Origin of the sequence: Intestinimonas sp. RTP31139st1_F5_RTP31139_211217 (assembly GCF_040226735.1) — a bacterium.
Classification (GTDB): Bacteria; Bacillota; Clostridia; order Oscillospirales; family Oscillospiraceae; genus Intestinimonas; species Intestinimonas butyriciproducens.
In genome coordinates, this window is sequence record NZ_JBCOAQ010000011.1 from 1 (window position 1) to 21498 (window position 21498).

Annotated in this window: 18 protein-coding genes; 8 read left to right on the forward strand and 10 right to left on the reverse strand. The window is 57.4% G+C overall.

Features of this window, described 5'->3' with window-relative positions:
• Positions 1-353: 353 nt before the first annotated feature.
• The 3 genes from ABUA09_RS09070 to ABUA09_RS09080 all read left to right on the forward strand — a co-directional run bounded on the left by ABUA09_RS09070 (position 354) and on the right by ABUA09_RS09080 (position 1612).
• Positions 354-605, forward strand: coding sequence for a DUF2508 family protein (locus ABUA09_RS09070; protein ID WP_052082800.1), 252 nt, complete (start codon positions 354-356; stop codon positions 603-605).
• Between the two features lie 3 nt (positions 606-608).
• On the forward strand, positions 609-881 hold the full coding sequence (locus tag ABUA09_RS09075) for a pro-sigmaK processing inhibitor BofA family protein (RefSeq protein WP_227151765.1): 273 nt from the start codon (positions 609-611) through the stop codon (positions 879-881).
• A 110-nt stretch (positions 882-991) separates the two neighbouring features.
• Entirely contained in the window at positions 992-1612 is a 621-nt protein-coding gene (locus tag ABUA09_RS09080) for an S-layer homology domain-containing protein (protein ID WP_033118562.1), read from the forward strand.
• Between the two features lie 384 nt (positions 1613-1996).
• Here ABUA09_RS09080 and ABUA09_RS09085 read toward each other — a convergent pair whose 3' ends face one another.
• Positions 1997-3214: an MFS transporter gene (locus tag ABUA09_RS09085; protein WP_279204985.1), complete on the reverse strand. Its 1218-nt coding sequence runs from the start codon at positions 3212-3214 to the stop codon at positions 1997-1999.
• A 172-nt stretch (positions 3215-3386) separates the two neighbouring features.
• Here ABUA09_RS09085 and ABUA09_RS09090 point away from each other — a divergent pair, with 172 nt between their 5' ends.
• From ABUA09_RS09090 to ABUA09_RS09100, 3 genes are all read left to right on the forward strand, one after another.
• Positions 3387-4490 carry an MFS transporter gene (locus ABUA09_RS09090; RefSeq protein WP_208319267.1) on the forward strand — a complete coding sequence of 368 codons (1104 nt, stop codon included), beginning with the start codon at positions 3387-3389 and terminating at the stop codon, positions 4488-4490.
• A gap of 316 nt (positions 4491-4806) precedes the next feature.
• A complete protein-coding gene (locus tag ABUA09_RS09095) occupies positions 4807-6345 on the forward strand; it encodes a M23 family metallopeptidase (RefSeq protein ID WP_052082801.1) in 1539 nt (512 codons plus the stop codon).
• A 184-nt stretch (positions 6346-6529) separates the two neighbouring features.
• On the forward strand, positions 6530-6982 hold the full coding sequence (locus ABUA09_RS09100; RefSeq protein ID WP_156113795.1) for a DUF3801 domain-containing protein: 453 nt from the start codon (positions 6530-6532) through the stop codon (positions 6980-6982).
• Positions 6983-7267: 285 nt separating this feature from the next.
• On the opposite strand, the gene ABUA09_RS09105 is transcribed toward ABUA09_RS09100, so the two are convergent.
• A complete protein-coding gene (locus tag ABUA09_RS09105) occupies positions 7268-8374 on the reverse strand; it encodes a GntR family transcriptional regulator (protein ID WP_502880755.1) in 1107 nt (368 codons plus the stop codon).
• A gap of 79 nt (positions 8375-8453) precedes the next feature.
• Between ABUA09_RS09105 and ABUA09_RS09110 the strand changes: the two genes are divergently transcribed.
• A complete protein-coding gene (locus ABUA09_RS09110) occupies positions 8454-9674 on the forward strand; it encodes a response regulator (RefSeq protein WP_349949316.1) in 1221 nt (406 codons plus the stop codon).
• Positions 9675-10050: 376 nt separating this feature from the next.
• Here the strand turns inward: ABUA09_RS09110 and ABUA09_RS09115 are convergent, their stop codons facing one another.
• The 7 genes from ABUA09_RS09115 to ABUA09_RS09145 all read right to left on the reverse strand — a co-directional run bounded on the left by ABUA09_RS09115 (position 10051) and on the right by ABUA09_RS09145 (position 18499).
• A complete protein-coding gene (locus tag ABUA09_RS09115; protein WP_033118570.1) occupies positions 10051-10566 on the reverse strand; it encodes an O-acetyl-ADP-ribose deacetylase in 516 nt (171 codons plus the stop codon).
• The gene (gene ftsH, locus ABUA09_RS09120) at positions 10559-12472 is read right to left on the reverse strand and encodes an ATP-dependent zinc metalloprotease FtsH (protein WP_334249499.1); all 1914 of its coding nucleotides are present in this window, start codon (positions 12470-12472) and stop codon (positions 10559-10561) included. Before ftsH ends, ABUA09_RS09115 begins: the two co-directional genes overlap by 8 nt.
• Positions 12473-12508: 36 nt before the next feature.
• Positions 12509-13075: a hypoxanthine phosphoribosyltransferase gene (gene hpt, locus ABUA09_RS09125; protein ID WP_033118578.1), complete on the reverse strand. Its 567-nt coding sequence runs from the start codon at positions 13073-13075 to the stop codon at positions 12509-12511.
• A 9-nt stretch (positions 13076-13084) separates the two neighbouring features.
• A complete protein-coding gene (gene tilS / locus ABUA09_RS09130) occupies positions 13085-14524 on the reverse strand; it encodes a tRNA lysidine(34) synthetase TilS (RefSeq protein ID WP_279201830.1) in 1440 nt (479 codons plus the stop codon).
• Positions 14525-14526: 2 nt separating this feature from the next.
• Positions 14527-15876, reverse strand: coding sequence for a replicative DNA helicase (gene dnaB, locus ABUA09_RS09135; RefSeq protein WP_058118603.1), 1350 nt, complete (start codon positions 15874-15876; stop codon positions 14527-14529).
• Between the two features lie 75 nt (positions 15877-15951).
• Positions 15952-16401: a 50S ribosomal protein L9 gene (gene rplI, locus ABUA09_RS09140; RefSeq protein ID WP_033118572.1), complete on the reverse strand. Its 450-nt coding sequence runs from the start codon at positions 16399-16401 to the stop codon at positions 15952-15954.
• A 97-nt stretch (positions 16402-16498) separates the two neighbouring features.
• Positions 16499-18499 (reverse strand): DHH family phosphoesterase, encoded by a 2001-nt coding sequence (locus tag ABUA09_RS09145; protein ID WP_033118573.1) that lies wholly within the window; start codon positions 18497-18499, stop codon positions 16499-16501.
• Between the two features lie 219 nt (positions 18500-18718).
• Between ABUA09_RS09145 and ABUA09_RS09150 the strand changes: the two genes are divergently transcribed.
• Positions 18719-19783, forward strand: a complete 1065-nt coding sequence (locus ABUA09_RS09150; RefSeq protein ID WP_195974056.1) for a branched-chain amino acid aminotransferase — start codon at positions 18719-18721, stop codon at positions 19781-19783.
• Between the two features lie 272 nt (positions 19784-20055).
• On the opposite strand, the gene ABUA09_RS09155 is transcribed toward ABUA09_RS09150, so the two are convergent.
• A complete protein-coding gene (locus tag ABUA09_RS09155) occupies positions 20056-21450 on the reverse strand; it encodes a TIGR00366 family protein (RefSeq protein WP_033119396.1) in 1395 nt (464 codons plus the stop codon).
• Positions 21451-21498: the final 48 nt, after the last annotated feature.

Consider the following 21498-nt stretch of genomic DNA (forward strand, 5'->3'; position numbering starts at 1 on the left):
CTCTATGGAGCGCGGCGGCCTTTTCGATCCGCTGTCCCGACGCCTTGGAAGCACTCCTTGCGTGGGCGGACCGAATGTTGGACGGTGGAAGTTCCACTTTGGCTTTGGGGATTTGTTTTCAGAGAAACATTGCCCAATGCGGGCTTCTCCTTTCGCCTTTCGCCAGAGGGCGACGTCGCCCGGCACCGGCTTAAAAGGAGATGTCTTGTCCAGCGGAAGATCGTTTCCAACCTGTCCGAGATCTAGTGTGCACAGAGGGGGCAAAGAAATACCTGGCACTTTTCGGTATAGGACGTGTCATATTTGTCCAAACTGAAAATAAACATTTTAAAAAGAAAGGAGGCGGTCCACCTATGACGGAGGCGGCCAAAAACAAGGTGTTTTCCTTCCGCCGGCGGGCGGAAAACGAGCGGGACGAGGAGCTGCGGGCCCTGCGGGAGGGCCTGATCCGGACCCGGACCCTCATCAACCAAGCTTATGTGGGGTTTAACGGCACCGGGGACCCGGACTTGATCGAGTCCTATGTCTTTGAGATCAATTCTCTTCAGGCACGATACTCCTACCTGCTGCGGCGGGTCAAGGAGCTCGAGGGACAGGAGGCCTGAGCGGTGGAAGGCTTTTTGACCGACACACTGCCTTGGCTCCTGGTGGGACTGGTGGCAGTGGCCGCGCTGCTTCTGCTGCGGCAGCCCATCCAATACCTGGCCCGACTCTGTCTGCGGACCCTGTGTTCTCTGGCCGCGCTGGCGGCGCTGAGCCCGCTGGGGCCGCTGATCGGTGTGGGCCTGGGAGTCAACCTGGCCAACGCCTTGGTCATGGGGCTGCTGGGCGTACCCGGATTCGGACTGCTCCTGATGCTCAATTGGGCCCTGGCCAGATAACGGAAAAATTTTCTTTGCCATTTTTCCACTCTGTTCACAGATTCGAAACAACCATGCCGTAAAATGTAGCCTGCGAAGACCTCAATGGATCAAAAAGCAGGTGAGTGGAAATGAAGCGAAAAATTTGCGCGCTGATGCTGGCACTGGGCCTGACGGCAGCAGTGACGGGCCAGGCCGCCGCCGCAGCTTTCACCGACGTGCCCTCCGGCGCATGGTATGCAGAAGCAGTTGCAGCGGTATCCGACGGAGGGATCATGAACGGGACGACGACCACCACCTTTTCACCCGACGGACAGGTGACCCGGGGTATGGTGGCCGCTGTCCTCTGGCGTATGGCGGGCAGCCCCGCCCCCAAGGGCGGAAGCTCTTTTGCAGATGTAGAGGCATGGTATTTCTATGCCGACGCCGTGGCTTGGGCGGAGGAAAACGGCATTGCGGCCGGACGCAGCGACGGGAGTTTCGGCGGCGGGGATATCGTTACCCGGGAGCAGCTTGCGGTTTTCCTCTACCGATACAGCCAATATGCGGGAGAGGAGCTGGCTAACGGCGTATTGGACATATACTCCGATGTGGACAGCGTCCACGCATGGGCCCGCGAGGGCATGGCCCATGCCGTGGGGGCCGGACTGATCACCGGGCGGGACAATGGGGAGTTGGACCCCGGCGGCCCGGCGACACGGGCGCAGCTCGCGGTGATCTTGCAGCGGCTCATGACGCCCGCTGTAGGATAAAGCGGCTTCTGAGCGGAATAGAATGCGGAAAGACCGGCGCACAGCTCTTGGAGCTGTGCGCCGGTCTTTGTTCCATGGCAAGGAGCATGGCGCAGGGTGGAATATTTTGAAAAGGAGAAGCCGGTGCACCGGATTGACAGGAGGGGGGAATCCTGCTATAGTGAAGAAAACGCGTGGGGAGGAGGGTGCGATATGGGTTGGAAGAATCGGCTTATAATGGTATTAGAAGGAAATGTCTTTGCCGCAAACAGGATTATTGCGCCCTTTTTGCGGACCCCACGGCGGTGAAGCGTATCCCATAGACACCGGCCGCGGCATTCCGCCGCGGCTTTTCTGTGCCCTGCAGGAGGAAGCCGCGCTGAAAATGGCAGCGCGGCTTCCCTTTTAGGTATGTGCATATTTTCGGTTCATACGCCGGATTGAGAAGGGCAGAATCACCACGCTGAGGAAAGAGAAGAGGCTGGCTCCTATCATGATATAGAAGAAATTCAGGTAAGAGCCGGTGGCGGTTTTGATGATGCTGATGTAGGAGGCTACCAGGGTACCCACGATAGAGGTAGAGGAGACAACGCCGTAATTTAAACGGTAATACTTCATGCCGTAGATCTCTCCGGTAAAAGAGGAGGCCAGCAGAGCCATGCTTCCATAGGCCAGCCCCAGCAGAACGAAGAGCAGGATGAGCAGGTGGGCATAGCTGCCCTGATAGGCCGCCACCATTCCTATGGACAGGAAAACAAAGATGGCGGAAAGGGCCACCATGAGCTTCCAGCTCCCAAAGCGGTCGGCGAGCCAGCCGGAAAGCGGGCGGCCAAGGCCGTTTCCGGCGCTGAGCAGGCCGACGCCAATTGCACTCAACGTGGCGGGCATCCCGATGTCCGCCGCGATCAGCGCCGCCTGTCCGATCACGGCCTGACCCAAAAGGGACAAAATAACCTTCCAAATTGAAAAAAGGTAAAAGCAGGGGGAAGTAAGCATTTGCCTTGTGGTGAAATCATGGCTTGCGGAGGAGTCCTTTTTGCCGTTGCCGGCCTGCGGCGGCTCCTGGAGGAGAAATCCCGCAGTCAGGACGGAGACAGCCAGAAGGACGATGCCGATCATGCGGAAAACATTCCGCCAGCCCGGCCCAGAGGTTACAAAGTGGGAGAGCAGAGGACTGAACAACAGGCCGCCCATGCCGAAGCCGGCCAGCAGGATGCCGGAAACAAAACCACTCCGGCCAGGAAACCAGTGGACCACTCCGGTCAGCCAGGCGTTATAGCAAATACCGATGCCCGTGCCCACAAAGACCCCGTAAAAAAGGTAGAGAGTAAAAAGGGAGACCGTACAGGAGCTGCCCAAAAAGCCGGATACCGCCAAAGTGATCCCCAGCATCAGAGCGGTTTTTTGCGACAGGCGGGCTGCGAGCACGCCGTTGAGGGCCATTCCTACAAAGAGGCAGAGCATGGAGAGGGTGTAGGCCACCGAGGTCTCTGCGCGGGTCCAGCCAAATTCGGCCTCAAGGGGCACGACAAAAATAGACCAGACATAGATAAGGCCAAACAACAGCAGAGAGGCCATACCGCAGACCAGGACCGCAATGGGGTTTCTCATCAGCTTCTTCATAGGTCCCAATTCCTTTCTTCCATAGATATACGGGGGCGGACGGGGACAAAGGGGAGCAATTAGTTGATAATGCAACATTTTATCAGAGATATAAAATGGATACAACCACTTTTCACAAATTTATTGTGACAAATTGTTGCGGTGATACTTTGAAAACAAGGGAATGAAAAAGATGTTTGAGATTGAAGAACAGCTCCGCACGCTTCTGCGGCTGGAGTTTTGGGGGAATATTCGGCTGGCGGGGGGTGTTTGGGTCCTTTTGCTGGTGGGACGGGGGTTTTCCCTGTTTCAAGTGGGGGTGGCAGAGGCGTTTTTCCATGTGGTCAGTTTCTGCTGCGAAGTGCCATCCGGTATGCTGGCCGACGTTCTGGGCCGCCGCAGGACGCTGATTGCCAGTCAGACCATGTTCGCCTGCTCCGCCGCCGCCATGATGCTCTCACAGTCTATGGCAGGGGTGTGCCTGGCCATGGCGCTCAACGCAATGGCATATAACCTGGCCTCCGGTACGAGGGAGGCCATTACTTACGACTCTTTGCTCCAGGCGGGACGGGAAAGAGACTATCTCCGCATCTCTTCCTTACAGAATACATTGTGGCGCGGTGCGCAGGCACTCTCCACCCTGTGCGCCGGGGCAGCGGCGGCGCTGGGATATGTCCGGGGATACGGCGTCGATCTGCTGCTCTCCCTGCTGGCCGCCGCCTTGACCTGCCGCCTGGCCGAGCCGGAAGTCACGGATGCCCAAAGGGCACGGAGCAGGCCCGCTCTTCGGGACCTGCCGGAACGCCTGGAGAACTGCGGCCGGGAGGCCCTCGGCTTTCTGGCCGCCCATCCCCGGACGGTGGGGCTTATGCTCTTTAACGCCCTAGTGGGCGCCTGCGCCACACTGCTGCGTTTTTTTCTCCAGGATGCGCTGGTCCGCGCCGGCGCACCCTCTGCACTGCTGGGGCCGCTTCTGCTGCTGATCGAGCTGGGGGGTGTGGCTGGAGCGCGGCTGGCGCTGCCGCTTTCCCGGCTCTCCTACCGCAGGGCCGGGGCGCTCTGCGCTGTGGGGGTAGCCGTGGGATGCCTGATGCCGCTTACAGGGGCCGTCCATCTGATGGCTGCCGGCGGCCTCCTGGCCGTAGCCTGTGACGACGCGCTCGAGACGCTGACCGGCAGCCGGCTCAACGAAAACTTGCCCTCAGATCAGCGCGCCACGCTCATCTCCGTGTCCTCCATGGCGTTCAGCTTGGTGATGATCGCGCTCGCTCCGATGGCCGGGGGACTGGCCGCATAGGCATTGTTACAGGAATGTTACAGCAAAATCACGAAAAATTTGCTCTGCGCAGAGGGCGCACTTGGAACCTGTGACCCGATAAATGGTGGATATTTATAAAATAGAGGCAGGACTCCGCAACATATTGCGGCGTTACTCCATCAAAAGAGCGGGAATGGACTCGACCGTTTCTTACCAAAAAGGACTTGACGCTGTACGGAAAAGCGTGTATCATTACTTTTGTAACCTTTTGTAATCATTTATTATCGCTCTGTCATTATTCTCCGATTATTTTGATCGGATTTTCTGACTAACGCATAAGGGAGGCTTCGTCTGCATGGATGAGATCCTACGGGCGCCGCAGGAAGAGTTCCCGCTCCATACGCAGCGCAAAGGCCGCGCCCCGTCTGCTCAGGGCGGGAGAGAGAAGGCTGAGCGCGCAGGAGAGCGGTTCCGCAAGCTGATGGAGGCGGGGGCTGCGCAGGGACGCGTGTTCCGGCTGCAGGGCATCCGGGTATATCACCGGACTCGGTCCGCTGTTGCCGGGCGGCCCAAAATGGCGCCGTTGCCATTTCTGGCGCTGACAGCCGTGATCGGCATTGCCGCTGTGGTGGGCACGATGTACACCCCGGCCTATGTTGTCACGGTAGACGGCGTGGATGTGGGGCTCGTAAGAGACCAGTCGGTGTTCCGGCAGGCGGTGGAGCGCGTGGAAGAGCGGGCCTCCGATATTTTGGGCTATGACTACCACCTGGCGCACGAGGTGAGCTACGAGATGGCCCTCACCGGACAGGATCAGATTACCCCGGCTGCTGAATTTGAGACCTATCTCTTTGATCAGATCGGTGAGGTCATGAAGAGCTATGTCCTCACGGTGGACGGCCAGTTCGTGGGTGCGGCCACGGATCGGGCGGCGCTGGACGGAATGTTGGAGCAGTTGGCGGCCCCCTACGTGACGGAGAACACGGTTTCCGTAAGTTACACCAAGAACGTCCACATCACCCGGGAGTACACGCCCTCCGATGTTCAGCAGGACACCGCCGCCATGCTGGCCATGCTCACGGAAAACACCAACGGGCAGACCACCTACGAGGTTCAAAAGGGCGATACCTTTATGGCTCTGGCCTTCGACAATGATATGACCATGGCCGAGATGGAGGAGCTTAACCCCGGTGTCGACATCAACAAGCTGTATATCGGCCAGATCCTGAACATCAAAGAGGAGATCCCCTTCCTGGGGGTGCAGACGGTGGACAGCCTCACCTACCATGAGGAGATCGCCTGCGAGGTCCGGGAAGTGGAGGACGACAGCATGTATCAGGGCGAGTCCAAGGTGCTGGATGCCGGTATCCCCGGCGAGGCGCTGGTGACCGCCGACGTGACTTATGTCAACGGTGTGGAAAAGGAGCGCAACGTCACCTCTACCACTGTCCTGCGGGAGGCCACGGAGAAGGTCATCGCAGTCGGGACCAAAGAGCGGCCCACCTGGTATCCCACAGGGAACTATATCTGGCCAGTCTATGGGCGCATCACATCCCGCTTTGGCTACCGCTCCATTTTCGGCTCTTACAGTTACCACTCCGGACTGGATATCGCCGTTCCCTACGGCACCTCGGTAAAGGCTTCTGACGGCGGTACCGTCACCTTTGCGGGGTACAAGGGCAGTTATGGCTACCTGGTCATCATCAACCATGGCAACGGCGAGCAGACCTATTACGGACACAATTCCAGCCTGCTGGTCTCTGCGGGCGACAAGGTCTATCAGGGGCAGACCATCGCCAAGGCCGGTTCCACCGGGCGCTCCACCGGCAGCCATTGCCACTTTGAGATTCGCATCAACGGCACGGCGGTAAATCCGGCGGCCTACCTCAATTGAAACGGAAGCTTGCAATATAAAAGGCCGCCCGTCCCTCAAGGGCTGATGACGAATAAGGAAAGAAAACATGATTCGGATAGGCGGCTAAACGGGCGAGGGTTTTAAGAAAAATACACGAAAAGGGACACTGACTTGAAGCAGTGTCCCTTTTTCATACCCATTTCCGGATAGCTGCCTCCAGGAAATGAGGCGAGAAGATGGCCGAGCCGGGTGCATAAGATCGCTTCTATGGAGCCGAGGCAGAGCAATACACCTTGTCCGGCAGGGCGCGGGTGGGTTCAATATCGAAGTGACAAACTGCGATATCAAGTCCTTTGAACGTGTGACCCGGAAATATGGCGTGGATTTCGCACGGAAAAAGGACAGAACCAAAACCATTCGTACGACCAACGACCGCCTGAGCCGGGAACATGGCCTTTTTGTGATTGAGAAACCGAAAGAAAGGGGCAAGCACTATACGGAATGGGCCAGCGGGCGGCGGGGCGCAAACTGGAAAGATAGGCTGCGCCGGACAATTGACCGAGTGTTGCCCACCGTGTCCAACCATAAAGAATTTCTTGCGGCTATGTGCCAGGAGGGGTACGAGATTAAGACCAGCCGAAACATTGGGGCAAGGCCAATGTGGACGCGCTTTTAAAAATCACCAGGGCGAGAGAGAAAAAAATCAGGAACAGGGCAGGCAACCCCGCTTTGCCTGCCCAAAGACAAAGGCCGGAAGCGGTGTCAGGGGTGCGCGTAGCGCATTTATTTTACCCTTGACTCCGTTTCCGGCTTTTGCTATGCCTCCGGGATAGAAGCGTCCGCAAGGACGCGCAAGCCACCACGTTCGCGTGGTGTTCGGCCCGCACGTTTTGTGTCGGGCCAGGGGCTTGGGGAACTCACCATCAAGCGGGAAAGGATATCTCTTTCCATTGCGTGCTAACTAGTATTTTTCTGGAACCCGGATATTAGCTGCGTTATAAAACTTATATTTTTCTACCATATGCTTCTTCATACGAACCAAATTGTAACGGTAACAATCTGCTATGTCATCTGCAAAGGAAGTCACATTACCTTCACGTAATTGCTGAAGCGCTAGAATGACTTGCTTGTTGAGATGTAAAAGTGTATGTTCCTTGGACGGATAATAGACAAAATGGTGTCCCCATTCAAGAAGGTGATTGATTTCAGATAATATTATGTATAAAGGGTCTAAAGTGATATGTTTCATTATGGATTCCAAAATATCTGCTAAATAAATAGAGTCAGAAGAAGTAAATCTATCTGCTAACTCGTCCAATTCTTCTCTGGTAAACTGCGGAGCTGCAACTAAAGCGGCCGGGCGCATAATTAATACCATTAGCTGTAAAGCATGAAGGTAACGGTGTGCCTTTTCTACATACCCGGAATTAAAAGCCAACTGATGAAGTTTCGTATCATCAGGTTCTATAACTATAGTGCCTTTACCATTTAGTTTCTTTACGAAACCTCTTTGTTCGAGTTCTGACAATGCCTTTCTAACCGTCGATATAGAGACAGCGTACTGGCTGGCCAGTCGCTTTTCAGATGGAAGAAACATTCCAACAGAATACTCCCCAAGGCCAATTTTTAGATTCAGGTCATCAATAATTTTTGAGTAATAATAATCCTGACCACGCATGGGATTCCACGAAAACTTCAAACCAGTTTGGGTAGGACATTGGGGAGTGGTCTCTGACAGGTAATTTAACGTATTCTCAATGGAATCTGTAAGTTTTTGATACATACTGGATAACCGGTTGTACTTTGTGAGCGGATCATCGCCCTTTAATATATCTATAATAACACTGGTTGCAGATACAGGCCCTTGTAAAAAGTGTTCAGAGAAATAAGGACAATCTTCTGTAAAAAATGTAAGCTTATTATAAAGGCCAAATGTAGAATAGAGTTCGCTGAATAGGGAATTACCACCGATTCTTAATATATCATATCCTAATAATTTAGAAAAACGCCATCCACCAGGAGCATGTCCCAAACGCAATGCTTTCATAGCCTGTTTATAGTGGGGCATTATCTCCACATCACACCCCTGCAAAGCAAAAACCATAAGTGAAGGCAGTATTAAAGCAAAAGTCTGATATACCTGTAAAATGCCTTCCTTTTGTTTTAAAATCTCAAAAACCGTATTTGATGAATTACAGGTATCTTTAAATCTCTTATCAAATGCAACGAAGTATACACCAGAGGGAGGTTCGATACAATTATCCCTCTCAGAAGAAAAATCCCCGAAAGGAGAAAACTACGTTCGAATTCATATTAAGGTCAAGGATAATGGAATTGGTATGTCGCCAGATTTTTTGAAAAAGATATATGAATCCTATAGCCGTGCGGATGGAGTCAGGGTGAGTAAAACGCAAGGCACCGGTTTGGGAATGGCGATTACAAAGTACATTGTGGACGCAATGGAAGGAACCATTGATATACAAAGCGAGCTTGATAAAGGTACCGAATTTTTTCTCACATTTGATTTTGAAAAAGCAGATGTAGTGGAAATGGATATGGTTCTCCCCCCCTGGAATATGCTGGTGGTTGATGATGATGAATTATTATGTAGGACAGCTATAGACACACTAAAGGCCATCGGAATAAAGGCTGAATGGACATTAAGCGGAGAAAAGGCGATAGAACTGGTAAACCAACACCACAAAAAAAGAGATGATTATCAAATTATTCTGTTGGATTGGAAGCTACCTGGAATGGATGGGATTCAGGTTGCAAAAGAAATCCGGTGTAATCTGGGAGATGAAGTACCGATTCTGCTGATTTCTGCATACGACTGGAGTGAATTTGAAGCGGAGGCTCGTGAAGCGGGCATTAGTGGTTTCATTTCTAAGCCACTTTTTAAATCTACGCTATATCATGCTTTGCGTCAGTATATAGACACTGAAACGGAACATGATCAGACATTGAACCAAAGTATTGATCTATCCGGACGCCGTATTCTGTTAGCTGAGGATAATGAGCTTAACTGGGAGGTCGCAAATGAATTATTGTCTGACCTGGGTGTAGAGCTGGATTGGGCAGAAGATGGCCGGATATGTCTGGACAAGTTTCAAAAATCACTACAAGGATATTACGATGCCATTCTTATGGATATACGGATGCCGCATATGACGGGATATGAGGCCACAAAAGCGATTCGTGGACTGAATCATCCGGATGCCCTATCTATTCCAATTATAGCTATGAGTGCAGATGCTTTTTCTGACGACATACAGCATTGCTTGGAGTGCGGTATGAATGCCCATATAGCAAAGCCGATTGATATTATAGAATTGACCCGCCTATTAAAAAGATATTTAAACAATTAAACAATTCAAAGGATACGCGCTCACCGGAAACGCCTCACTAAGCAAGAATTCCTGCGCTGTTCTCTGGAATGTTGTACTGTGCGGACTGGGGCTCCCCGCTCCGCGCTAATCGCGGCCAGATCATATTAAAGATGGCGAGTAATACACTTGAGGAACTGCCCCCAGGAATGCTTCGAGATCTGATTGAAAAATTGTTATTCATGAAGGTGACAGAAGCAGTGGCCATCGGCAGCAGCGCATACCTTCATCGGTGCGATGGAGGACGCACAGGTGCTTGTAAAACTCGATCTAAAAGATCAAGCAGCGTAATGTACGAAAGTACATTACGCTGCTTGATCTTTTGCGTCCTCAGCCAAGAGACGGGCTGCCTTTTATATTATCTGCGTTCCAGCGCCATGTCATAGGCGTGTTTGGTCTTTTCGTCAAAACAGACGAAGAGGATCTCGTCAAAGGCGGCTGGGTGGGAGGCGAGGAATCCCCGCACCGCTCCGACGGCAATGGGGGCGGCCCGGTCCAGAGGGAATCGATAGACGCCGGTGCTGATGGAGGGAAAGGCGACGGTCCGGCAGTCATGCGACAGGGCCAGTTCCAGACAGGAGCGGTAACAGGAGGCCAGCATAGCCTCCTCCCCATGTCCGCCGCCGTGCCATACCGGACCGGGGGTATGCAGAACGTATTTTGCGGGCAGAGAATAACCTTTTGTAATTTTAGCACTCCCTGTTTTACAGCCGTGCAGGGCCCTGCATTCAGCCAGGAGGGCCGGGCCGGCCCGCCGGTGGATGGCCCCGTCCACACCCCCTCCTCCCAGAAGAGAGGGATTGGCGGCGTTGACGATGGCATCTGCCCGGATCTGTGTGATGTCGCCCAGCAGGGTGCGGATGGGCTCACGCATCGCCGTTGCCGGGTTCCGGCCAGGGGTCGGAGGCCGAGTCGCCGTCCCCGTCTGCGGGGAGCTGGGCCTGCAGAGAGGCCGGGTCGGTAAAGACCTGCTCAAAGGTCTTGGCGTCCATGGTCTCATGCTCCAGCAGGTAGCGCGCCACCAGGTCCAACTCCTTGGCGTGCGCCTTCAAAATGGACTCACACCGGGCGTAGGCGTTGTCGATGAGGGTCTTGACCTCCTCGTCGATGATACCGGCGACCTCCTCCGAATAGCTCTTGGCCTGGGCCATGGACCGACCGATAAAGACCTCGTCATGGCCGGTATCGAAGGTGACGCTACCCAACCGGTCGCTCATGCCGTAGCGCATGACCATGTTCCGGGCGATGGAAGAGGCCCGCTGGATGTCGTTGCCCGCGCCGGTGGAGATATCCCCCAGGGTGAGCTGTTCGGCCACCCGTCCGCCCAGCAGAGAGGCGATGCGTTCAGTGAGCTCCGTCCGGGAGAGGAAGTTCTTGTCCTCCTGGGGTAGGCTGATGGTCATGCCGCCTGCGCCGCCCCGGGGCACGATGGTGATCTGATGGACCGGATCGGCGGTCTCCAAGCTGTGATTGACCACGGCATGGCCCGCCTCATGATAGGCGGTGAGCCGCCGTTCCCGGGGCGTGACCACCTTGCTCTTCTTCTCCGGGCCGGCGATGACTTTGATGACCGCCTCGTGGAGATCCTCCATGGTGATGAATCGCTCCTCCCGGCGGGCGGCCAGCAGGGCCGCCTCGTTCATCAGGTTCTCCAGGTCCGCACCGGTGAAGCCGCCGGTGGCCTTGGCAAGCTCCGCCAGGGAGACGTCGTCCGCCAGGGGCTTATTGCGGGCGTGGATCTTCAAAATGGCCTCCCGCCCTTTGATGTCGGGATACCCCACGTAGACCTGCCGGTCGAACCGGCCGGGACGCAGGAGGGCGGGATCGAGGATGTCCACCCGGTTGGTAGCGGCCAGAACGATGACACCCTCGTTGGCCGAAAAGCCGTCCATTTCCACCAAAAGCTGGTTCAGGGTCTGCTCACGCTCGTCATGGCCGCCGCCCAGGCCGGCGCCGCGCTGGCGGCCCACGGCGTCGATCTCATCGATAAAGACGATGGCGGGGGAGTCCTTTTTGGCTTGGTCAAAGAGATCGCGGACCCGGGAGGCGCCCACGCCCACATAGAGCTCCACAAAGTCCGAACCCGAGATGGAGAGGAAGTTGACGCCGGCCTCACCCGCCACGGCGCGGGCCAGCAGGGTCTTGCCAGTGCCCGGAGGGCCCACCAGCAGCACGCCCTTGGGGATACGGGCCCCCAGGGCCACAAACCGCTTGGGGTCCCGGAGGAATTCTACGATCTCCCGGAGCTCCTCTTTTTCCTCATCCGCGCCGGCCACATTATCGAAGGTCACCTTTTTGTCGCCCTGGTCTGCCAGGGTCCGGGTCCGGGCACGGCCAAAACGGGCGGTCTTGTCTCCGCCTCCGCCTGCGCCGTTCTGGCGCAGAAACATAAAATACCACATAAAGCCGAAAATGACAAAAATGGCCAGATAGGGCAGGAAGGACATCCAGGGAGAGGGTGTGGGGTCGGGGGGATAATCGTAGTCAGCGAGGATGCCCGCCTGCCACTGCTTTACAATGAGATCGTTGAAATCCTCCCGGAAGAGCTCCAGGGAGTAGAGCTTGTAGGAGAGGGTGGTCCCGTCCTTCAGGAAGAGGGTCAGGTTGTTGTTTTTGTCCACCACCAGGCGCTCCACGTTCTGCTGTTCCAGCTCCCGGCGGACCTGGGCATAAGAGGGGGCGGCGGTGGCGTTCATATTCTGGAGGGTCCAGAGGGTCCCCACCAGGATCATCAGGATCAGGCCGTAAAAGGCCACGTCCCGCAGGCTGATTTTTTTCAAGAAAGTACCACGTCCTTCTGTATGGGGTGGGGATACTTAGTCCGCCGTGACAAGCTCCTCTTCATAGACACAGGGCTTCAGGATGCCTATGTAGGGAAGATTGCGGTATTTTTCCGCAAAGTCCAGCCCATAACCCACGACAAAGAGGTCGTCTACGGAAAAACCGGTGTAGTCGGCCTCCACGGGCTTGGTGCGGCGGGAGGGCTTATCCAGCAGCGTACACAGCCGGATGGAGGCGGGGTGCCGGGCCTGGAGCAGCTTGAGCAGATAGCTCAGGGTGTTGCCGCTGTCCAGAATGTCCTCCACCACGATGACATCCTTGCCCTCGATGCTCTCCGAGAGGTCCTTGGTGATCTTCACCTGACCGGAAGAGGTAGTGCCGGCGCCGTAAGAGGATACGGCCATGAAGTCCAGGGTGCAGGGGAGGGTGATGGAGCGCACCAGATCCGCCATAAAGACAAAGGAGCCCCGGAGGACGCTGATGAGAATGGGCTCCCTGCCCGCGTAGTCCCGGTCAATCTGTCCGGCCAGCTCTTGTACTCTGGTGCGGAGCGCCTCTTCGGTGAATAAGACCCGTTCGATGTCCTGTTCCAGCATATCCATATCCATCCTTTACTCATTCTGAAGCTCCTCAGCGGGAGCGGTTCTGAGGGCGATGACCTCCAGCGCCGGCGCGCCGGAAGACGAGAGGCGGCCCTGGTCGGGGCCGAAACCTGCCAGCCACAGAGGGCCTGATGCGTCAGCCAGCAGGGGAAGACGATCCCGGTCCCAACGGGGCACCTTGGCGTCGATGAGCAGCTTTTTGACTGTCTTGGCACGCCGCCGGGGGAGGGTGATCGTATCTCCGGTCAAACGGGGGCGGATCACCAGGGGACCGGTCAGACGGGAGGGATTGAGAAAGAAGTGGTCTGGGGTATCGGGCGGCTGTTCCGGCGCCTCGGCACGGCGGCAGGCAATGGTCCAGCCGATGGAGGGCAGGACCGCCTCGCCGGGAACGGACAGGGAAACAGGCGCAAAGGGTGGGGAGCGGCGTGCCCCACGGACCAGGATCAGCTCCCCATAGACACGCCGGGCGGTGAGGCTGTGGGGCAGACTCACCGCTCCGGAGGGGGCTGGCGAGCGGGAGAGGGCCACCACGGCGGTGAGATGGGCGGCGCGGAACTGAAACTCCCCCAGACGGCCCAGCAGACAGCTCACGATGCGGACTGCGATGGGGTCGGGCTGAGAGGCCAGGAGGGCGGCAGAGATCGAAAGCCCGCCGTCGCCCGCAGGTCTCGCCCTGCGGGCGACGGCCGCGGCCTGGGCGGAGAGATAGTCGTTGTCGGAGCGGAGATAGCGAATGGTGTCCGCCATGCGGGGGACAAACCAGGGGTTGATCTCATCCAGCAGGGGGATCACCTGATGCCGGACCTGATTCCGGGTGTAGGCGTCGTCCTGGTTGGTGCTGTCCTCCACGTGGGGAATATGGTAAAGCTCCAGATAATCCTCGATTTCCCGGCGGGTGGTGGTGAGCAGGGGGCGGACCAGCCGCCCCTGGCGGGGGCGGATGCCGGTGAGGCCCTGGAGACCGGAGCCCCGGATGAGATGGAGGAGGACGGTCTCAGCGTTGTCGTCGGCGGTGTGGGCGGTGGCGATCCGGTCTGCACCCACGGCCCGCGCGGCCTCCTCCAGAAAGGCATACCGCATCCGGCGGGCGGTCTCTTCCAGGCCCAGGCCCAGGCGCTTTGCCTCCCCGGAGACGTCTCCTCCACCGGTGATGAGCCGGACGGCAGGGAGGGGGGGCTGGCCCGCGGCTGGGTCTGGGCCACACCAGTCCTCCACCCAGCGCTTCACAAAGGCCTCGTCCCGGTCGGACTCGGCGCCCCGAAGATGATGGTTATAGTGGGCGGCCACCAGGGTGAAGGGACGTATCGCCCGCAGCTGGTTGAGCCGGTGGAGCAGACAGATGGAATCCGCTCCGCCGGAGACCGCACAGACCACGGTACACCCCGGAGGCAGCATATCATATTCGTCTATGAGCCGATTCATGGCACAGTCCGGGCGCTTATCCATAATCAGTACTCCTGATGGGTCCGGTCGATGGAGGAGAAAGTGGTGTACTCGGGTAGCCACTGGAGCTCCACCTTTCGGGTCTCCCCGTGGCGGTTTTTGGCAATGATGCACTCCGCCAGGTTCCGCAGCTCGGAATCCTCATTGTAATAGTCGTCCCGATAAAGGAACATGACAATGTCGGCATCCTGCTCGATGGCACCGGATTCGCGCAGGTCGGAGAGCATGGGTCGTTTGTCCTGGCGGCTCTCCGGTCCACGGGAGAGCTGGGAAAGACACACCACGGGCACATTGAGCTCCTTTGCCATGATCTTCAGGGCCCGGGAGATGTCGGACACCACCTGCTGACGGTTCTCGCCGGAGTAGCGCTGCTTGCCGCCGGCGGATTGCATCAATTGGAGATAGTCTATGACGACGAGCCCCAGGTTATCCACCCGACGGCATTTGGCGTTCATATCGGCGACCGAGAGGGCGGGATTATCGTCGATCAGGATCTTGGAGCGGCCCAGGGCGGCGGCGGCCAGGGCGATCTTGTCCCAGTCTTCATCGGAAAGCCGGCCGGTCACCAGCTTTTTGTTATCGACAAAGGCCTCGTTGGAGATGAGGCGCATGGCTAACTGTTCCCGGCTCATTTCCAGAGAAAAGAACACCGCCGTTTTGCCCGAGAACTTGCCTACCTGAAGAAGGACGTTCAGGGCAAAAGAAGTCTTGCCCATACCGGGACGGGCGGCCAGCAGGATCAGGTCGGAGTTGTTGAGGCCGGAGATGGCGGCGTCCACATCCGGGAGGCCGGTGGACAGTCCGGGCACGGCGGCGTCCAGCTTGGAGAGCTCCTCCAGCCGGTCCAGCACGTCCAGCACCACGGAGGAGATGGGCGTGAGCCCCTGACTGGAGCGGCCCTGCCGGATGGCGTAGATGCGCTGTTCGGCGGCATCCAGCACCTCCTGGGCGGTACCGGTGCCCTCCTGCACCATGGCCGTGAGGTCTCCGGCGGTCTCCGCAATGCGGCGCAGCAGAGATTTGTCTTTTACGATCTCAATGTATTCCCCCACGTTGGCGGCGGTGGGGGTGACCTCCATAAGCTGAAGGATATAGGACCGGGAGGTGTTTTCGTCGAATACGCCTCCCAGACGCATATGGTCCAGTACAGTTACCGGATCGATGGTCTCGGAGAGACTGAACATGGAATAGATGGTCTCATAGATATCCCGGTTCTGCTTGAGATAAAAGTCCTCCGGGCGGAGTTTTTCGATGACGGCGGGGACGCATCGGACATCGATGAGCATGGAGCCCAGCACCGCCTGCTCCGCCTCCACCGAATGGGGCATCTGACGGACCAAGAGTTCCTCGTCCATTTTCTCTCCTCACCTCCTGTCGTCGGAGCAAGGCCCGCTCCGCACCGCCCGCTTTTCGGCGGGCTACCGTACCGCTTATTTCTCCTCGGCGACGACCACGTGAAGATTGCCGGCCACCTCATAGCCGAGCTTGCACTTGAGGTCATAGGTGCCGAAGGACTTGATGGGTTCCTCTTGGACGATTTTGCTCTTGGCCACATCCAGGCCGTATTGGGCCTTGAGGCACTCGGCGATCTCCTTGGAGGTGACGGCGCCGAAGAGGCGCCCGCCGGAGCCGGACTTGGCGTAGATTTTCACGGTGCAGCCCTTGAGCTGCTCGGCGATGGCCTCGGCCTCGGCCTTTTCCGCAGCCTCGCGGGCCTTTTTGGCCTTTTCCTCCAGCTTCATCTTGTTTACGTTGTCAGCGTTAGCCTCCACAGCCAGCTTGCGGGGGAGCAGAAAGTTGCGGGCGTAGCCGTCGGAGACCTCCACTAGTTGGCCCTTCTTGCCCTGGCCCTTGACGTCCTGATTCAAAATCACTTTCATGTTATGTCGTTCCTTTCCGGATCAAATTTAATATGCCGCATGGATTTCCGCAATGCGCCAACCGCTAAGGGCGTGCGCTTCAGGCGTCCTCCCGCTGTCAATCTTCCTCGAAATACTGGTCGATGGCGCGCAGAAGCCGCTGGAGGACCTCCTCCACACTGCCAGAGGGCACCTGGGCTCCGGCGGTGGCGGCATTGCCGCCGCCGCCCAGCTTTTCCAGAACCACCTGCACGTTGGTGTCCCCCATGCTGCGGGCGGAAATGACCACCCGCTCTCCATCCGCGTCGGGGAAGAGGACGAAAGAGGCGTCGATGCCGCTGATGTTGAGCAATTCGTCAGCGGCCTGCGCCGCCGTTACCCGCCCGACCGTGTGATCCACCGCAGCCACGGCGATGTCATTGTGGTACATCCGGGCGGTCCGAATGATGTCATAGCGGGCAATCACGCCGCTCAGATCATTTTGGAAGAGCTTCTTCACATCTCCGGTGTCGGCCCCGGAGCGGCGGAGAAACGCCGCCGCCTCGAAGGTACGGGTACCAGTACGCATGGTGAAGTTTTTGGTGTCCAGCACAATACCCGCCAAAATGGCCTCCGCTTCGATCTTGAGCAGGTCGGTGGGCTCCAGGATGTATTGGAGCAGCTCGGTGACCAGCTCACTGGCGGAAGAGGCGTAGGGCTCGTGGAAGTTGAGAGCGGCGTTGGAGATATAGGAGGCGGCCCGCCGATGGTGGTCGATGACGGCCACCCTGGTACAGCACTCCAGCAAGTCCTGGCTCATGACCTGCTCCGGGCGGTTGGTGTCCACCACCACCAGCAGCGTCCGCGGATCGGCCAGGATGATGGCGTCCTGGGCGGAGAGGAACGTCTCCTTATACTCCGGCGTCTGACTGAGCTTGCCCACCATATCAGCGGCGGGATTGTTGCCCGGTTCCCGGATGATGCGGGCCTGTACGCCCCGCTTCCGGGCGATGGCGCACACCCCGGCACAGGCGCCGATGCAGTCCAGGTCCGGGAATTTATGACCCATGACAAAGACATAAGAGGAGTCGGCAATGAGCTCGCCCAGTGCATTGGCCATGACACGGCTCTTCACCTTGGTGCGCTTCTCCATCTCCTTGCTGCGGCCGCCGTAGAATTCGAAGTTGAATTTGTTTTTCACCACGGCCTGGTCGCCGCCCCGGGAGAGGGCCATCTCGATGGAGAGAGAGGCATACTCCAGCAGTTCCTTGAAACTGGGGGCGTCTTTCCCCACGCCGATGGAGAGCGTGGCGGGCACGCCGCTGGGGCTGGGAATATCGTGTACGGCGTCGAGTACATCGAATTTGGTCTCCTGAAAATGCTTGAGATAGCGCTCTTCAAAGAGGAAGAGATAGCGGTCCCGGTCATAGCGGCAGAAGAGACCGCCGGTGGGGGCCACCCAGGCGGCCAGACGCTTGTTAATCTCGCTGAGCAGGGCGGTGCGCCCGGATTCGTCGGCGGATTTCACCGCATCCTCATAGTTGTCCAGCAGCAGCACGGCCACCACAGGCTGAGAAGCGAAGAACTCCTCTTTCACGGCGGAGTAGTCGGTGATCTCCACCCAGTAAGTCGTGGCCAGCGCGGCCGTGCGGCCGCGCTTCTCCTCGGAGCGGACCAGGGAGCCGAAGACCAGGAAACGCTTGGCTCCCAGCTTCACCTCCCCGGGACAGGCGCTCTTTCCCTCCAGGAGCCACCGGGAATCGAAGCCGGGGACCAGGGTGGAGAGCTTGGTGTCAAAGAGATGGTCCCTCTCGTCGGTGAGCTGGAGAAACCGCTCGTTGGACCATATGACTTCGTCGGTGTCCGGCTGGAAGAGGACCATGGGTAGAGGAGAGTTGAGCATAGTGTCCCGGCTGGCCGCGTCCATGTTGGTCGTCACCGAGTCGATATATCGAAGCATCTCCTTTTTGCGAAGGCTGTTGCTGCGGCGAAGATAGAGGTAGAGGATGACGACCACGACCCCCTCCACCACGGCCAGCGGTACGGAAAACAGAGCGGAGGCGGCAGCAAAAAGGACCAGGCAGGTGAGATAGAGCCCCAGACTGGGCTCCAGCAGGTTGGAGAGCTTTTTGTTCTTCAAACGCACACCTCCTTAAAGTCGGATGAAAGCCTGATATGAGAATTTATTATATCAGAAAAGGGGGGAAAATACAAGGGCTGCCCCTGGGAGAGAGAAATGAAATAGTGACGGCGGAGCAGGGTGGGGAAATCCCATTTTCCGTCACTTCCTCTATTGCGTTAAAGTGGCGATACTGCTATAATATCCTCTAATCAGATAACGTTTAGGGAGGCATCCACCATGGAGGAGATCAAAATCCAGCGCGCCGCCAAGCTCAAGGAAAAGCCCGACCCCAAAACTCTGGGGTTTGGCAAGATTTTTTCCGATCACATGTTCCTGCTCGACTATCACGCCGGACAGGGCTGGCACGACCCCCGCATCGTTCCCTATGGCCCCTTTATGCTGGACCCCTCCGCCATGGTGCTCCACTATGCCCAGGAGGTCTTTGAAGGGCTGAAGGCCTATCGGGCTCCCGACGGCAGCGTACAGCTCTTCCGGCCCGCCGACAACGCCCGGCGTATGGCCGACTCCTGTGACCGCCTGTGCATTCCGCCGGTCCCCGAGGAGCTGTTCGTAGAGGCGGTCAAGGCTCTGGTGAAAGTGGACGCCGACTGGGTGCCCAACGAGCCGGGCACTTCCCTCTATATCCGCCCCTTTGTGATCGCCACCGATGCCAGTCTGGGAGTCCACGCCTCCCACAGCTATCTCTTCTGCATCATCACCGGACCTGTGGGGGCATACTATGCCGAGGGCATCAACCCGGTGAAAATCTATGTGGAAAACGACGACGTCCGGGCCGTCAAGGGCGGTACGGGCTATACCAAGTGCGGCGGCAACTACGCCGCCTCCATCCGCGCCGGTGAGCGGGCGGAGGAGCAGGGCTACGCCCAGGTCCTCTGGCTGGACGGCGTCCACCGGAAGTATATTGAAGAAGTGGGCTCTATGAACGTGATGTTCAAGGTGGACGGCAAGATCATCACGCCCGCCCTCACCGGCTCCGTGCTGCCCGGCATCACCAGAAGGTCCTGCCTGGAACTGCTGCGGGACTGGGGCTACGCGGTGGAGGAGCGGCTCATTACCGCCGAGGAGCTGTTTGACGCCGCCGAAAGCGGCAAGCTGGAGGAGGCCTGGGGCACCGGCACCGCCGCCGTGATCTCTCCCATCGGTGAGATGGGCTGGAAGGACAAGCACGTGGTGGTCAACGGCGGGGAGATCGGGAGCCTGACCCAGAAGCTGTACGACACTCTGACAGGTATTCAGTGGGGTGTGGAGCCCGACCCCTACGGCTGGACCGTTAAACTGTAAACGGGAGAAGAAAAAGACAAGCCCCCGGAGCGCCTGAGCAGGCGTTCCGGGGGCTTTTATGCGTTTTGGGACGACGGGGATCTCCCTCAGCGCCAGTGATTGGGACCCTTTTCGACGATGCGGACCACTTGGTAGCGCATGGCCGTTCGCTTCTTTCCTGAGCGTGCTGCAAAGGGAGGGCCTTGAGGCCCTCCCTTTGCAGCTTGGAATTGGGTTTGCACAGACAGAGAAGGTAGTGCAGAATTGGAATCGCAGAGATGGAGGCCGAGGGATCAGACGAACATAGGGATGAAGTACAGACCCAGGCAGGTGATGACCACCCAGAACATACAGATGAAGGCCATGAAGCCCCACACATCCTTCAGCTTCATGCCGACCACAGACAGGGCAGGAATGACATACAGCGGCTGGAGCAGGTTGGTGCACTCGTCGCCATAGACAAAGGCGTTGAGGCAGTTGACCAGGTTGGCGCCTGGAATAGCCTTGGCAGCTTCAACAATAAGAGGACCTTGCACAGTGAACTGACCACCCTGAGAGGGAATGAACAGATTGGTGACGCAGGCCGAAAGGAAGGAGAAAATAGGCAAGGTCTGAGCATTGGCTATGGAGACAATGGCGTTAACCAGCACGGAGCCCAGGCCGCCGTCCAGGTACATCATGCCCATGATGGCGCCGTAGAAGGGGAACTGGAGCATAACGTCCGTGGCCAGGTGCATGCTGTTGGAGTGGGCCTCGATCCAGGCGTGGGGTTCGGGGAACAGGAAGCAGTTGATGCCCACGAACAGGAAGATGACCAGATTCATATTCAGAGCGCCCAACAGGCCTTTGGTGGCCACAGAATAGATGATATAGACGAAGATGAAGGCGCCGACCACCCACATGATGGGCTTGAAGGTGTTCATTTTCTCGGCCGGTGTCTCCGCTTTGGTAGTACTGCGATAGGACTTGGGTTCTACATCGGCCTGGGTGGCGATATTGCCCAGCTCCACCAGTTCATGCTCACCGGGCTGGGTGAAAAGGACCAGCAGAATAAACACGATGGCCAGGACAGTAAAGAGGATAATGTTCATGGGGTTGTAGCAGGTGTCGGCTACGCTCATGGTCTGGCCTACGATAGCCGCATAAGAACTGCCCTCGGTGGCCAGGTTGGAGTACAGGGTGGCGGAGGGCCCGAGACACTGGCCCAGGATCATGCAGGAGTAGCCGCCGGCCACCATCATGGGGAAATGGAGACCTTTGATGCGCTTTGCCAGATGCATGGCCAAAATGGGGGTGACGATGGTGCAGAAAGCCCAGTTCAGCATGGAAGTGACATAGCCGAAAATCATCAACACAATCAGCGCGGCGGTACGGCTGTTGACCAAGCCTGCAATTTTGTTCAACAGCTTAGCAACCTGAGGACTTTGGGCGCAGGTGGCACAGACAATGACCATCAGGCCCATCTGGAAGGCCAGGGTGAACTGGCTGCTCAGGCCATCCCACCAGGCGATCAGGAGTTCCAAGGGGCCCTTGCCGCAGAGGACCAGCGACAGGACGAAGACGACAAGCATCAGGATCACGCAAAATACGAAGGAATCGGGAATGATCTTTTCGGCGGCGAAGTTAAATTTCTTGCTGATCCGCCAGAGCGGCGTCCCCTTGGACTGGGCAGCGGTGTTGCTGGACATAAGAATCGCTTCCTTTCTCTCTCAACATTATAGCTTAAGCGCGGTGCG